At 59.5% G+C, this 14,944-nt stretch carries 9 protein-coding genes; 5 read left to right on the top strand and 4 right to left on the bottom strand.

Features of this window, described 5'->3' with window-relative positions; all coding sequences use genetic code 11:
- Positions 1 to 448 precede the first annotated feature (448 nt).
- Positions 449 to 1,228 (bottom strand): SDR family NAD(P)-dependent oxidoreductase, encoded by a 780-nt coding sequence (locus NKJ94_RS31440; protein ID WP_352530918.1) that lies wholly within the window; start codon positions 1,226 to 1,228, stop codon positions 449 to 451.
- Positions 1,215 to 1,907 (bottom strand): GntR family transcriptional regulator, encoded by a 693-nt coding sequence (locus NKJ94_RS31435; protein ID WP_352530916.1) that lies wholly within the window; start codon positions 1,905 to 1,907, stop codon positions 1,215 to 1,217. The genes NKJ94_RS31440 and NKJ94_RS31435 overlap by 14 nt, the downstream gene beginning before the upstream one ends.
- Positions 1,908 to 2,113: 206 nt before the next feature.
- On the opposite strand from NKJ94_RS31435, the gene NKJ94_RS31430 reads away from it, so the two are divergent.
- The 5 genes from NKJ94_RS31430 to NKJ94_RS31410 all read left to right on the top strand — a co-directional run bounded on the left by NKJ94_RS31430 (position 2,114) and on the right by NKJ94_RS31410 (position 7,722).
- A complete protein-coding gene (locus NKJ94_RS31430) occupies positions 2,114 to 3,139 on the top strand; it encodes a sugar ABC transporter substrate-binding protein (protein WP_023680812.1) in 1,026 nt (341 codons plus the stop codon).
- Positions 3,140 to 3,272: 133 nt separating this feature from the next.
- A complete protein-coding gene (locus tag NKJ94_RS31425; protein ID WP_352530913.1) occupies positions 3,273 to 4,313 on the top strand; it encodes an ABC transporter permease in 1,041 nt (346 codons plus the stop codon).
- Positions 4,310 to 5,281 (top strand): ABC transporter permease, encoded by a 972-nt coding sequence (locus NKJ94_RS31420; protein WP_352530911.1) that lies wholly within the window; start codon positions 4,310 to 4,312, stop codon positions 5,279 to 5,281. The genes NKJ94_RS31425 and NKJ94_RS31420 overlap by 4 nt, the downstream gene beginning before the upstream one ends.
- Before the next feature lies 1 nt (position 5,282).
- On the top strand, positions 5,283 to 6,803 hold the full coding sequence (locus NKJ94_RS31415) for a sugar ABC transporter ATP-binding protein (protein WP_352530909.1): 1,521 nt from the start codon (positions 5,283 to 5,285) through the stop codon (positions 6,801 to 6,803).
- A gap of 106 nt (positions 6,804 to 6,909) precedes the next feature.
- Positions 6,910 to 7,722 carry a LysR family transcriptional regulator gene (locus NKJ94_RS31410; RefSeq protein ID WP_352530907.1) on the top strand — a complete coding sequence of 271 codons (813 nt, stop codon included), beginning with the start codon at positions 6,910 to 6,912 and terminating at the stop codon, positions 7,720 to 7,722.
- 336 nt (positions 7,723 to 8,058) lie between these two features.
- Here NKJ94_RS31410 and metH read toward each other — a convergent pair whose 3' ends face one another.
- Positions 8,059 to 11,865, bottom strand: coding sequence for a methionine synthase (metH, locus tag NKJ94_RS31405; protein ID WP_352530905.1), 3,807 nt, complete (start codon positions 11,863 to 11,865; stop codon positions 8,059 to 8,061).
- An 876-nt stretch (positions 11,866 to 12,741) separates the two neighbouring features.
- Positions 12,742 to 14,943 carry a xanthine dehydrogenase family protein molybdopterin-binding subunit gene (locus NKJ94_RS31400; protein WP_352530903.1) on the bottom strand — a complete coding sequence of 734 codons (2,202 nt, stop codon included), beginning with the start codon at positions 14,941 to 14,943 and terminating at the stop codon, positions 12,742 to 12,744.
- Between the last annotated feature and the right edge of the window lies 1 nt (position 14,944).

The raw sequence follows: 14,944 nt of genomic DNA, 5'->3' as shown, positions 1-14,944 counted from the left end.
CATCATCAACGGCCATCCACAGAGCCAGATCGAGGAACTCATGCCCTGGCGATTCCGGAAAACATCAAGCCCAAACCCATAGGTGATCGGCGAGGCGCTTACGCTGAGCGGGGCCCTCCGGTGCGACAAGAATATGGCCGATAGAACCGACTATCCGAAGGCTCGTCTGTTCACCTTGACGACTGACAACTGTGTACAAACCATCTTGGGGAGCAAGCGCGTCCCGCGTGTCCGAACTCCGGAGGAGGCTGCAATGATGCCCCAATCGAGTTGTCCCGCGGCCAGGCAATCATCCGTATAGATTGCCTGATAGGCCCTGTGGAAGTTGCCGATACCGAGATGCACGATTCCGGGCGTCACACTCCGTCGATCGTACCGAGGAATTTGGACACCGGCCGATGCGAGCGCCAAATTGGCGTAAGAAAGACGATTTTCCCTTGTATGCAGCTCAATCGAAATGGAGACCACCGTTCATGTCGATAACCTCGCCCGTGATGAAGCCGGCTAGAGGTGACGCGAGGAATGAAACGGTGTGGGCGACTTCTTGAGGTTCGCAAAATCGCCCGACCGGGATTTGAGCAAGCTGGGCCGCGCGCTGTTCGTCGTTGAGCTGTTCGGAAACCATCGGCGACATTACGTAGGCGGGGGCAATTGCATTCGAGGTCACGCCCTGGCCAGCGGTCTCGCGGGCAATCGAAAAAGTCAGCCCGATCATCGCGCTTTTCGAAACTGAATACGCCGTCCCTGCGGTCAAGCCTCCGCTTTTGGCGGCATAGGAGGAGATATTGATCACCCGACCCCACCGTTTCGAGCGCATCCCTGGAAGAAATATCTGGGCGAGAAGGAATGCGGCTTCTACGTTGACTATGTTGACCCTTCGCCATTCCTCGATCGAGGTATCTGCCATTTTGTGGTTCGACAGAATGCCAGCATTGTTGACCAAAATGTCGACCGAACCGAAGTGCTGAAGAACCTTCTCCGCCGCCGCGCGCGTTGAACTCTCAACTGCCAGATCAACACCGACGGCAACGGCGCCATGCCCTACCCGCGACGCCAGCGCCTCTGCGGCCTCGGGGAGCAGATCCAGGACTGCTACTTGAGCGCCGGCGCGCGCCAGTTCCACTGCGATTGCGGAGCCGATAGCGCCTGCGCCTCCAGTTACGACAGCGGTTTTTCCTTCTAGCGATTGCAAGCGGGAATTCTCCATTGCTTGGTCAGACGGCGGCATGGCGTGTGTCCGACGCATGCGCGTCGAAAAGGACAAAGATTTTATCGAGATGGGCGACCAATGCGGCTTCCGCACCGGGTCCGTCATTGGCATCCAGCGCATCCAGAATTGCCAAATGCTCCTGCAGCACAACCGCAAATCGTGCGGCATTGCCGGAGAAACGAATAAAGCGAGTCAGCTTGGCTTTGGCAGCGTGGATGGTCGTCCAAACTCCCGGTCGCTGCGCGAAAGACGCAAACAATTGGTGAAAATTCTCGTCATTGTCGTGAAATCCGTCAATATCGCCCTCAGCGATACTCCGTTCTTGAGCCGCCACCAGTGAACGCATTTCAGCGCTCATCGCTGGCGTCCAACGCGGCGCAACTTCGCGAAGAAGGCAAGTTTCCAGGGAACGGCGGACAAAATGGCTGTCTTGGATGCTGACGATATCAATTTGAGAAACAAAACTGCCGAGCTGCGGAAAGACACTCACAAGTCCGTCTTCGGCCAATCTTTGAATCGCTGCCCTCACAGGTGTGCGAGACACATTGAACTGGCGACACACCGCGTTTTCACTAATCGATTCGCCAGGCAAGAGCTTCGCACGCACGATTGCCTCGCGCAGGACGGAGTAAATTTGCTCACTCGCCGAACTGCGCCGGTTCAAAAACACGTCTAGTTCAGCCAATCCGGAAGACATGGCTTTCGCTCCATTCTGGTCGCAACGCGATATCGCGTTCCGCTCGCCTTCTTGCACAATGTCCTCGGAAAAATGCCATCAACAAAAAAGCAGTTGCACCTTGTATACAAGTGTACTAGAACTTCTGCGGTGAATGCAAGCCATTTGCGCTGCCGGTCTCGACAATTTTAAGCGGGAAGGCGGCGCTCTCAACGGGAGGAGTTTTGATGTCGAACTATTTGCGTCGCGTGCTCGCGATTGGACTGCTATCCGCAATAGGCGTGGGGTCCGCCTTCGCCGCTGGAGATTCAAAAATTGCGCTGGTCCCCGGAGGTCCGCACCCCTACTTCGCGGCGTGGGAGCAAGCTGGTAAGGATGCTGCCAAGGATTTTGGCCTGGCCGCAGCAGACTACAAGGTGCCGCAAAAGTGGGAACTCAGCCAGCAGAACCAGCTGCTCGAGAGCCTTTTGACCCAGGGTTACAACGGCTTTCTGATTTTCCCAGGTGACCCCGTCGGATCGGTCAGTACCGTGGACGAGCTCGTGTCCAATGGCGCGCCTGTCATCGGCGGCGCAGGGTGCTTCAAGGATCCTTCTTCAGCAACCTTCTGCCTCGGCACCGACACTGGCAATTCAGCATACATTGGAACCAAGGAGCTTTTGAAAACACTGACGGGCACCAAGAAGCGCATTGCTCATTTCACCGGCTTCCTTGTTGATCCGAATACCCAGCTTCGCATTGACGCCGTCAAAAAAGCGGCGGAGGAAGAAGGCGCAACGGTCGTCCAGGTCATCGCTGACATTGATGCGCCCGAGCCAGCCGAGGAAAAGATTAATGCCTACCTGGCAGCTCACGCCAACGACGTCGATGGCATCATCACGACCGCTTGGGTCCCTGCGGTTGTAGCCTCGAACGCAGTCCGAAAGATCGGCGACAAGCGGATCAAGATGGTAGCCATTGATCACGATCAAGTTGTGTTGAAGGCGATCAAGGATGGCTTTGTGAATGGCACAATGCTGCAGAATCCGTATGGCCAAGGCTATATCGGCACTTTCGTTCTCGACAAGCTTCGTTCGGGTTGCGCGGTCAAGACCGATGCGCCTTTTAAGAAGAATGCCCTCACTGACAAGTTCATCGACTCGGGAACCGTCTATGTCGCGGCCGACAAAATCGACACTTATGTTGACGCCATGCGCGACACGACCAAGAAGCTCTTTGAAACCTTCCAGGCGACTTATCTGACCTGCAAGTAACGAGACTTCCGCCAATGCCGCCGGGCTGCGTTCAAGCAGACCCGGCGGTCGTCCAACCAAATTGCACGGTGTCTGTCGTGACCCAGAGCCAGGCCTGATAAGATGGCAGCCTAGCCATTGAAGGTGCGAAACCATGTCTTATTCAGATGTGCCGGCGAAGGGTCCCAGTGGCGACATCGTCGGCAAGCCGCGCAGGAATGCCACCGAGACACGATTCTATCTGACCAATGAGTTCGGGCTCATTGCCCTGATTGTGATCTTTGCTCTGGCCTTCAAATTCACAACAGAGGGTTTCTTTTCGGCCTTCAATTTGTTCACCCTCGGTCGTATCGCAGCCGTCAACATCATGATCGGCTTGGCCATGATGGTCGTCGTTATAACTGGGGGGTTGAACCTTGCTGTAGGGGCGATCGGCGTTTGTGCCGCAATGACTTGCGGCTATCTCATTGAGGTGGTCGGGCTTCCATGGCCACTCGCAATTCTCTCAGCGGTGGCCCTTGGCGCCTTGCTGGGCTTTATCAACGGATGGACTTCCGTTCGCACAGGATTGCACAGCTTCATCATCACGCTCGCTACAATGAGCATTTTCTTCGGCGTAATGATTTTCCTGACGCGTGCAGAATCCTATCGCGCTCTGCCACCCGTCTTTGCAGCGTTCGGACGCCTCAAGCTGTTGGGTCTTTTCTCTCCGCTCCTCCTGGTCAGCCTCCTGGCTGCATTGCTTCTAGGATATCTTTATAATTTGACGGCGGTTGGGCGGGAGATGCTGACTGCTGGCGCCAAGCCCGAAGCGGCGGAGATGTCCGGCATAAATGTCGGGCGCATCTTCATATACTGCCACATGCTGTCTGGCGCGCTCGCCGCCTGTGCGGCTCTGATGCTAGTCGCACGCAATGGAGCGGCGATCCCATCAATGGCGGGACAACTCGGACAGGACTGGCTGCTCATCGCGTTCCTTGGTCCTGTGTTGGGGGGAACACTTCTGGCGGGCGGTAAGGCATCGGTGCTGGGGACGTGCCTGGGTGCGTTTCTGGTGACAATGCTGACTAGTGGTTTGCTTCTATTACAGCTGGGTGATTTCTGGATTCAGAGCTTTTTGGGTCTGCTTTTGCTGGCTGCGGTATTGATGGACAAAACACGCCGAACCTTTCTGGCCCGGAGGAACATGGCATGAACGGCTCCTTGGCCAACGCCGTGCGGAGCGACTGGTTTGGGCCGCTGCTGGTTACGATCGTCGCGGTTGCGATCGTGGGGGGCTTCAACCCATCATTCCTGTCGCCATTGAATATTCAGGTGCTGCTGCTCGCAATTGCAGTAAATGGCCTGATCGCGTTTTCGCAAATGCTCATCATCGCTATCGGTCAGATGAATTTGTCTGTCGGGGCTATCGGCGGTCTTTGCGCTATTGTTTTCGCCGGCATGATGGACGCGTGGCACGTGCCGGCATCCCTTGCCGCCTTAAGCGCGCTGTCGCTTGGGGTCATATGCGGCGTAATAAACGGATTTCTGATCGCCCGAACTGGCATTTCGGCGTTCGTAATTACCCTCGCCAGCCTGTCCGTTTACAAGGGCATCAATTTGGGCATCACACATGCCCAACCCTTTTATAACATCTCAGACGGCGTGAAATCCATCGGACAGGGCGCGATCTTCGGGATCATTCCTTGGTTGATGCTCCCGACCATGGCTGTCGGCCTAGCCTTGTGGTTCATGCTTAATCGGCAACCCATAGGGCGGTTTATTTTGGCAGTCGGCGGCAATCAACATGCCGCAGAATTGTCGGGAATATCGATTGCAAATACAGTTGTCATCGTGCACGCGCTTTCGGGGTTTCTTGCAGCGCTTGCCGGTCTTCTCCTTGTTGCCCGTTTACAAATGGGTCAACCGACGATCGGCGACGACTGGCTAATTTTGTCTTTTGCCGCGCCCGTGATCGGCGGCGCGGTCTTGGCCGGCGGACACGTCAGCGTGCCCGCTACGCTGCTCGGGGTGGTGATCGTTGCAATAATCACACAAGCCCTAGTGCTTTTCGACATCGACCCGTTCCTCGTGCAGGTCGTGCTGGGCGCAATGATCTTGGCGGCAGTCGGCGCCAATCGTTTTCGCGAAAGTCGTTTGTCACGAAATCTCAAGAGGCTCTGAAATGGCGAGCGAGATAGCGTTCCAGGCTCTGGGCATTGAGAAGTCCTTTCCAGGCGTAAAGGCGCTAAAGGGCGTTTCCCTGACACTTAAAACTCATTCCATACATGCTTTGCTCGGCGAAAACGGCGCAGGGAAGTCAACGCTTATCAAGATCATTACCGGTGTTCACCACCCCGATGCCGGCCGCCTCATCCTGGAGGGCCAAGAGGTTCATTTCGGCTCGCCGCGCGAGGCCATCGCTCATCGTGTTGGCGTCGTACATCAAGAACGGAATCTTATCCCGAGGTTTTCTGTTGCGGAAAATATCCATCTCGAGCAACTTGGCGCCTCGTTGCTAAAGCCGGTGGACTATGCCGACTTGAACAAGCAGGCCGCGCGTTGGCTTGAGGCCCTCGGCCTAGACATCGACCCAAGAACCCCGGTATCGCGCCTTAGCGTCGCCAAGATGCAGTTGGTCGAAATCGCCAAGGCCTTGTCTCTGCGCTCGCGAGTGCTTCTCCTGGATGAACCAACCGCATCACTTACCTCGAGTGAAACTGATCTATTATTCTCGTTTTTGCGAAAGCTGCGAGACCAAGGGGCCAGCCTGCTATTTGTCAGCCATAAGCTGGAAGAAGCGCAGGAGCTTTGCGACAGCGTCACAGTGCTGAGGGATGGGTCGAATGCCTGTGAAAGCCGGCCAATGGAGGGCCTGGGGCGGCAAGACATTGTCCGATTGATGATCGGCCGGGCCGAGGGTGAAGGCGGCTGGCGGGAGCGCAACTCGACTGGGGCTCCTCCGGCCATCGAGCTCAAGAACATTGAAACATCTTTAGGCCATGTGGACGTCAATCTGCATGTCCGAAAAGGTGAGATCGTTGGCCTCTATGGCCTCGTGGGCGCCGGAAGGACCGAGCTTGCAAAATGCATCCTGGGTCAGTTTCCGCTGACGGCTGGTACCGTCGAGATCGACGGGAAGCCGGTTAAGATCAGGTCGGTCGGCGAAGCCATCCACACGCATCGTGTGGGATACGTCAGCGAAGATCGAAAGGGCGAAGGTCTGGTCTTGATGCATTCGGTGCTGTCAAATGCTGGAATTGCAGTGTGGCGCCCCCTTTCGGCACTTCTCGGATTCCTCACCGACCGCCTCGTGCGACACAAGGTAACGCCATACATCGAGAAGCTTGAGGTGAAAACACCCAGCCTCGCGCAGACGGTGGCCAACCTTTCGGGTGGCAATCAGCAGAAAATCAGCGTCGCCAAATGGCTGGCGGCAGGCGTCAAGATCTTGCTGGTTGACGAGCCGTCAGTCGGCATCGACATCAAGACCAAGGCTTACCTGCACGATTTGCTGCGCGAACTCGCCGACAACGGCACTGCCATTTTGCTGATCACGAGCGACATGCCCGAAATGATCCTGCTTGCTGACAGGATTCTGGTCATGAACGACTACCGGCTTCAGGGCCAGCTAATCAATGACGGATCCTATGCCGGCATGAGCGAAGGCATCATGAATCTGATCCACAGGTCTGAGGCCGCCTAAGCTCCTCACGCGCTACAGCCACGGTCGCAAGGAGTTTTCATTTCTGCAAAATGGATATCGGCTGCGAGGATCTGAGGTTGTTTCTCGACGTTGCGCGCTGGGTGGCTTGAGCGCAGCGACGGGAACCACGCGCCGCAGCGCAGCGACCCTTGGACGACGCGTCACCGCGCTCGAAAAGCAGATCGGCGAACCGCTGTTCGTGCGTCAGCAAACCGGCTACCGGCTGACCCCAGTCGGTGAAGAACTGCTGCGGCGCGCCGAAGACGTCGAGGCAGCAATGCAGTCGCTGACCCGCTGGCGCGAAGGAAACCTGCCCGACCGCATTGTCCGCGTCTCGGCCGGGCCATGGACCTCGGCCTTCGTTGCCGCCCATATCGGCGAGATCTGGACGGTCGATGACGGCATAAGGGTGGAGCTCGTCACCACCACCGACTGGGTCGACATTGGTCGCCGTGCCGCCGACATCGGCATCCGCAGCGAGCGCCCGACCGAGCAGTGGCTGGCCGGCCGTCAGAGCGGCAAGGTCGCCCACGCCATTTATTCCGGACGCCACCTGATCAACGGCATCGCCGCCGGATTGTTCGTCGGCGTCACCGGCGAAGGGGCAAACATTGCCTCGGCGCGCTGGCTGCAAGCCCATCACGGCGATCGCATCGCCGTGCGCGGCAACAACACCCATTCGGTGCGCGAACTGGTGGCTGCGGGCGCCGGGCTTTCGATCTTTCCGTGCTTCGTCGGTGACAGCGATCCACGGCTGGTTCGCGTCGCTCTGCCTATCCCCGAACTCGAAACCGACCAATGGATCGTCACCCATCATGAGGAACGTCACTCCCCGCCGGTACGAAAAGTCGCCGACCGGATTGCCGGCTTGATGCGGGCGCACCAGCCGCTGTTTCGCGGCGAGACGCCGATCCAGTAAGCTCCAGGCGTCGATCGGCCGCCAGCTGAGCCGCACGCTGGCACTCATGCCCTGGCCGGGCTCCAGCGCCGTCAGGCCTTGGCCGTGATGCGCGTCGACCGGATGTGACACCGGTTCTCGACCGCTAGATAGCGGGTCTAAGCGATTGGTTTCATTGTCAGCTTCCGTCCAGATTTGTTGCGGGAATGCCCACCGCGTTACTCCTGCTATGGAGATGCCTAGGATTTTCGCGATCTCTGCATCTTCTTGCCGCGTGCCGCCCAGTGGATGAGCGGCACGCCCGGCAAGGCTTGAATACAGGAACGAATTCCACTTGGAAGCTGGTACGCCGACAATCTATTCAGCGGCCTCAACGAACTGAACTGGGATGTAATTCAGGATAGGCCCGAGCCACCGCTCGACCTCCGCAATTGGCATGTCTTTGCGCCGTGCATAGTCCTCCACCTGATCGCGCTCGATCTTGGCCACCCCGAAATAGTAGCTTTCCGGATGGGCGAGATAGATGCCGGAAACCGAGGAGCCGGGCCACATGGCATAGCTTTCGGTCAAGGTGACCCCTGCGTGGCGTTCGCCGCCGAGCAGCCTGAACAGCGTCGCCTTCTCGGTATGGTCGGGCTGCGCCGGATAGCCGGGCGCCGGCCTGATGCCGCAATAGGGTTCGCCGATCAGATCCTCCGGGGCCAGGTTCTCGTCCGGCGCATAGCCCCACAACTCTTTTCGGACACGCTCGTGCAGCCGCTCGGCGAAGGCTTCGGCGAAGCGGTCGGCGAGCGCCTTCACCATTATCGAGGAATAATCGTCATTGGCCCGCTCGAAACGCTCGGCGATCGCTACTTCCTCGATGCCGGCGGTCACGATGAAGCCGCCGAGATAATCAGCCTTGCCACTTTCGAACGGCGCGACGAAATCCGACAGGGCGACGTTGGCCTTGCCGTCGCGCTTGGTCAGTTGCTGGCGCAGCGTGAAGAAGGTCGCCAGCTCCTGCGAACGCGTGTCGTCGGTGAAAAGCCTGATGTCGTCGCCGACGGCGTTGGCCGGCCAGAAGCCGATCACGCCTTTCGGTGCGAACCATTTTTCCGCGATGATCTGCTTCAGCATCGCCTGTGCATCCTCGAAGAGCTGGCGCGCCGCCGGCCCTTGTGCCTCGTCTTCGAGAATCTTCGGATAGCGCCCCCTCATCTCCCAGGTCTGGAAGAACGGCGTCCAGTCGATATAGCGGGCGAGTTCGGCGAGGTCCCAGGTGTCGAAAACCTGCAGCCCAAGGAAGGAGGGTTTTTGCGGGACATAGCCCGACCAGTCGATCTTGTGGGCGTTTGCCCTTGCCTTGGCGAGCGGTAGGCGCAGCTTGTCGGCTTCGCTGCGCGCATGCGCGTCGGCCACCTTCCTGTATTCGGCACGCACCGTGTCGACAAAGCCGCCCTTGGCATCGTTGGACAGCAATGACGAGACGACGCCGACGGCGCGGCTGGCATCTGTGACGTAGACCGTCTGGCCGCGCTCATAGCGCGGGTGGATCTTGACCGCCGTGTGAACGCGGCTGGTCGTGGCGCCGCCAATCAGCAACGGAATGTCGAAACCTTCGCGCTCCATTTCGGAGGCGACATGCGTCATCTCGTCGAGCGACGGCGTGATCAGGCCGGAGAGGCCGATGATGTCGACGTTTTGCTCGCGCGCCGTCTGCAGAATCTTGGTCGCCGGCACCATGACGCCGAGATCGATGATCTCGTAGTTGTTGCAGGCGAGCACGACGCCGACGATGTTCTTGCCGATGTCGTGGACGTCGCCCTTGACCGTCGCCATCAGGATTTTTCCGGCGGTCTGGCGTTCGCCGGTGTCGATGCCGTTGGCGGCGTTGGCCAGCTTCTCGGCTTCCATGTGCGGCAGCAGCCCGGCGACCGCCTGTTTCATCACGCGCGCGGACTTGACCACCTGCGGCAGGAACATCTTTCCGGCACCGAACAGGTCGCCGACGACGTTCATGCCGGCCATCAGCGGGCCCTCGATGACATGCAGCGGGCGCTCGGCGGCAAGCCGCGCCTCGTCGGTATCGGCGTCGATGAACTCGGTTATGCCGTTGACCAGCGCATGCGAAATGCGCTTGTCGACAGTCCACTCCCGCCAGGCGAGATCGCGTTCCTTGGCCTCCTTGCCGGCGGTTCCCTTGAAGCGCTCGGCAAGTTCCAGCATCCGCTCGGTGGCGCTGCCGCCGCCCGCCGGCTGGCGGTTGTTGACGACGTCCTCGCAGGCTTCGCGCAGGTCCGGATCGATCGATTCGTAGACGGCAAGTTGGCCGGCATTGACGATGCCCATGTCCATGCCGGCTTGGATGGCGTGGTAGAGGAACACGGCATGCATGGCCTCGCGCACCGGTTCGTTGCCGCGAAACGAGAAGGACAGATTCGAGACGCCACCCGAAATGTGGACGTGAGGCAAGGTCCGGATGATCTCCCGCGTCGCCTCAATGAAGTCGACCCCGTAATTGTTGTGCTCATCGATGCCGGTGGCGATGGCGAAGATGTTCGGGTCGAAAACGATATCTTCCGGCGGGAAGCCGGCCTGCTCGGTCAGGAGCTTGTAAGCGCGGGTGCAGATGGCGACTTTTCGCGCCTGCGTGTCCGCCTGGCCTTCCTCGTCGAACGCCATGACGACGACAGCCGCGCCATAGGCGCGCACCAGCTTCGCATGATGTAGGAAGGCCCCCTCGCCTTCCTTCATCGAGATGGAATTGACCAGCGGCTTACCCTGCACGCATTTCAGGCCGGCCTCGATGATCTCCCATTTCGAACTGTCGATCATCACCGGCACGCGGGCGATGTCCGGCTCGGCGGCGATCAAACTGAGATATTCGACCATCGCCTTCTTCGAATCGATCAGACCCTCGTCCATGTTGATGTCGACGATCTGGGCACCATTGGAGACCTGATCGCGCGCGATGTCGAGGGCGGCGGGGTAGTCGCCGGCGGTGATCAGTTTCCTGAATTTCGCCGAGCCGGTGACGTTAGTGCGCTCGCCGACATTGACGAACGGAATTTCCTTGGTGAGCGTGAAGGGTTCCAGACCTGACAGGCGCATTTTGCGCTCGATCTCCGGAATGGCGCGCGGCGGATATTTCCTCACCGCCGCTGCGATGGCGCGGATGTGGTCCGGCGTCGAGCCGCAGCAGCCGCCGACGACATTGACCAATCCGTCGCTCGCGAATCCTTCGATCTGCGCCGCCATGAATTCCGGGCTCTCGTCGTAGCGGCCGAACTCGTTGGGCAGGCCGGCATTGGGATAGGCACAGGTGAAGGTGTTGGCGACGCCGGAAATCTCGGCGAGATGTGCGCGCATGGCGTTGGCGCCGAGCGCGCAGTTGAGGCCGACTGTGAACGGATTGGCGTGGCGGATCGAATGCCAGAAGGCCGTCGGTGTCTGGCCCGACAGCGTGCGGCCCGACAGGTCGGTGATCGTGCCCGAGATCATGACCGGAAGATGCACGCCCTTTTCGAGGAATATCTCGTTGCAGGCGAAGATCGCCGCCTTGGCGTTCAGCGTGTCGAAGATCGTCTCGATCAGGATGATGTCGGCGCCGCCGTCGATCAGGCCGCGCAACTGCTCGCCATAGGCGATGCGCAGATCGTCGAAGCTGACGGCGCGATAGCCGGGGTTGTTGACGTCCGGCGACATCGAGGCGGTGCGGTTGGTCGGTCCCAGCGCGCCGGCGACGAAGCGTCGCTTGCCGTCTTCCTGTTGGGCGCGAATGCAGGCCCGCCGCACCAGACGGGCTCCGTCCCGGTTAAGGTCATAGACCGCGTCCTCCATGCCGTAATCGGCCTGGGCGATCGGCGTGGAGGAGAAGGTGTTGGTCTCGATGATGTCCGCGCCGGCAATCGCGTACTGGTAGTGGATTTCCTCGATCGCTTTCGGCTGCGTCAGGATCAGCAGGTCGTTGTTGCCCTGCTGATGGCAGGCGCAGCCGACGAACTTGTCGCCGCGGAACTGTTCCTCCTTGAAGCCAAGCCCCTGGATCTGCGTGCCCATCGCGCCGTCGAGAATGAGGATTCGTTCGCGCGCGGCCGATTCCAAGGCAGAACGAATCTCCGATCCATCCGCTTTGGCGACGACGGGTCCGAAAACGGAATCCAAGGATGATTCAGAATGCACCGCAGTGAGCCTCGGCTTCAAAGATCATACACTGTGACATAAACATATCTTTATGTCAATATATGATGTGCTCATCGTAACCTTTGATACGTCATCTCATTCCCCCAAATTCCGTCAGGGCGCGACGCACAGCATCGGGACGACCTCCCGCAGACAGCGTTGAATCTCTCCAGTCTTGCCTTCAGATGTTCCTCTGGTCTATCAGAATCGGGCGTTAGGCTGGAACGAGCGGTCCGGGCCGGAGCCCGTGAAGGCTTTTGAGTATGCCTTTCATATTTTGTACTTTGGTGGGCCCGGAGGGTATTCAGAAAGCCATAAAAATCAATTGGTAAGAGATCAGTGGGACTTCAGAGCATTCAAATCTTTTCCAATGTTTTTCAATGTTGTTGTCCCACTCAGAAGTGCCTCAGTCCACCAAGCCGACGCACTGAACGCCTCACTCGGAAGGGAGGTTTGCGCAAGGTGAAAGGAAGATCGCGTCGTGTGCAGCCTTCCTGAGAAAGGTCGCGGTAGAGCCAACTGCTGACGCTCAGCGCGAAGACATCAATGTCCTGTTATGGGGCCGTCAGAGGACCGCCGCTTCTCGCGCCCAGAAAGCGATAGCAGACATGCAATAGGTGGTACAAAAGTCTCTAGCGTGACCCTTTCGAGACATTTGCGTGCGGCATTTGCGTCTCGAAAGCGGTTCTTCAGTGCTACCAGCACCAACGACCGTCTGCGGTCGTTCAGAACACGGATTACCGTCTCTAAACCGGATATTGGACCGGGCAGCCGCCGGAAATTGATCGAATGGAGGTGATCGCCTGTCAGGAGGCGTTCAAAAACGACCTACGACCGCGATCTTCATCGCGGCCGTTTTCATGGTGTCATTCCCGGCTATGCTGACAAGTTCTTTATGATCGGCAGCTTGCGGATCGTCTTGCCCGTCGCCGCCCGTAGCGCGTTGGCGACGGCCGGGCCAATCGGCGGCACACCGGGCTCGCCAACGCCCGTGGGCGGCTCGTCGGACGGCACAATGTGCACCTCGACGCGCGGCATCTGCTCGATCCTGAGCGGCGTATAGGTGTCGTAGTTCTCTTGGTCTATGACACCGCCCGTCAGGGTCAGCTCCTCCTGGAGGATCGCGCCTAGCCCGAAGCCGATACCGCCCTCCATCTGAGCGCGGATCTGGTCAGGATTTATCGCGGTGCCGCAATCTACCGCGCAGACGACGCGGTCGACTTTGAAATCATTTCCATCGTTGAAGGTGATCTCCACCACCTCGGCGACATAGGTCGAGAGGCTTTCATGCAGGGCCACGCCGCGGAAACGGCCTTCCGGCAGAGGCTTGTCCCAGCCTGCCTTCTCAGCAGCCAATTTCAGCACGCCGGCATGCCGTGGATGGTGACCGAGCATCGACAAGCGGAAATCGACCGGATCACGGTTCGCAGCGGCGGCGAGCTCATCGATCAGGGTTTCCATTGCGTAAGCGGTGTGGGTGGAGCCTACCGAACGCCACCACAGCACTGGGATGTTCACGTCCGTCGTGGTCAGCTCGACCTTCAGGTTCGGGATCGCATAGGGCAGGTTGGTGGCGCCCTCCACGGAGGTCGGATCGATGCCGTTCTCGATCATCGCCGCAAAGGGCGAACCGCCCGCGATCGATTGGCCCACGATGTGGTCATGGAGAGCGACGACATTGCCTTCCTTGTCGAGCCCCGCCTTGACTGCGTGCACATAGACCGGCCGGTACCGCCCACCCCGCATGTCGTTCTCGCGGGTCCACTGCACCTTCACTGGCTTGCCGGGTCCCAGTGCACGCGCTGTGGAAACAGCTTCGATAATGAGATCTGCGTCCGAGACCGCTCGGCGGCCGAAGCTGCCGCCGGTCTTCATCACGTGCAGCCTCACCTTGTCCGGCGTGGTGCCGCCTACTTGAGCGGCAGCCGCCTGATAAAGGTCGGGCATCTGGTGTCCGCCCCAGACGTCGATGGTGCCGTCTTCGTTGATTCGGGCGGCCGCGTTGAGTGGCTCGATCGAAGCATGGACAAGATAGGGGAATTCGTAGTGCCCTTGGATGACTTTCTCAGCACTGGCCAACGCTGCGGGAGTGTTACCGTCGTCGCGCGCGGTGGCCGCGCCCGGATCGTCTGCTGCCTTAGTGTATTCGGCCATGATCTCGGCCGTGCCGCGCCTTTCGGCCTTCTCTTCGTTCCAGGTCACCTCCACGAGATCGCGGCCCTTGAGCGCCGTCCACATGTCCCTGCCGACCACGGCAATGCCGCGCGGCGTCTGGACGACATCGACAATGCCGTCGAGTGCCTTGGCCTTGGAGGCGTCGAAGCTCTCGATCTCAGCGCCGAACTTCGGCGGATGGATCATAACGGCCGTATTGAGTCCATCCATCTTGAGGTCGATCGTGTAGGTCTGCGCGCCATTGGTCTTGCCGGCGGAATCGTAGCGCTTGAGGCTGTCCGATCCGATCTGGGCCCACTTGTCGCGCGGCTTTAGCGGCACGTCGTCGGGAACCGGCATTCCCGCTGCGGCTTCAGCCAGGTCACCGAAGCGCGCCTGCATCCCTGAGGCGTGCGACACGACCCCGGAAGCGACTGTGATCTCGCCGGCTGGCACGTCCCACCGCTGCGCCGCGGCCGCCACCAGCATGGCCCGTGCGGCAGCACCCGCCTTGCGGTAGCGCTCCCACGACGAGCTCATCGACGTTGAGCCACCGGTTCCCTGCGCGGCCCCTCCCCAGGCGAGATTGCCGTAGAGCGCGGTATTGCCATATCCGCCGACCACGTGGACCTGCGCCCAGGCGCCGTCGAGCTCTTCCATAACCAGGGTGGCGATGCCGAAATAGGAGCCTTGTCCCATCTCGAACTGCGACGAGTGGACGACGATTCGGTTCTCCGGTGTGATCTCGACATAGGTCTGGAAGGGGTTCGCCTGGACCGTTGCAGGCGTCGTTTGTGCGTTGGCGGGCGCGGCCATCATTAGCCGGTAGCCCACGGCGAGGCCCGCGGTGGTGAGGGCCGTGCCGAGGAGGAACTGGCGGCGCGTAGGCCCCACGGCATTATGCTTCGGGAGAAACTGCAACATG

The organism is Mesorhizobium sp. M0060 (genome assembly GCF_040323155.1).
GTDB lineage: Bacteria > Pseudomonadota > Alphaproteobacteria > Rhizobiales > Rhizobiaceae > Mesorhizobium.
This window is presented reverse-complemented; position numbering and strand designations above follow the sequence as displayed.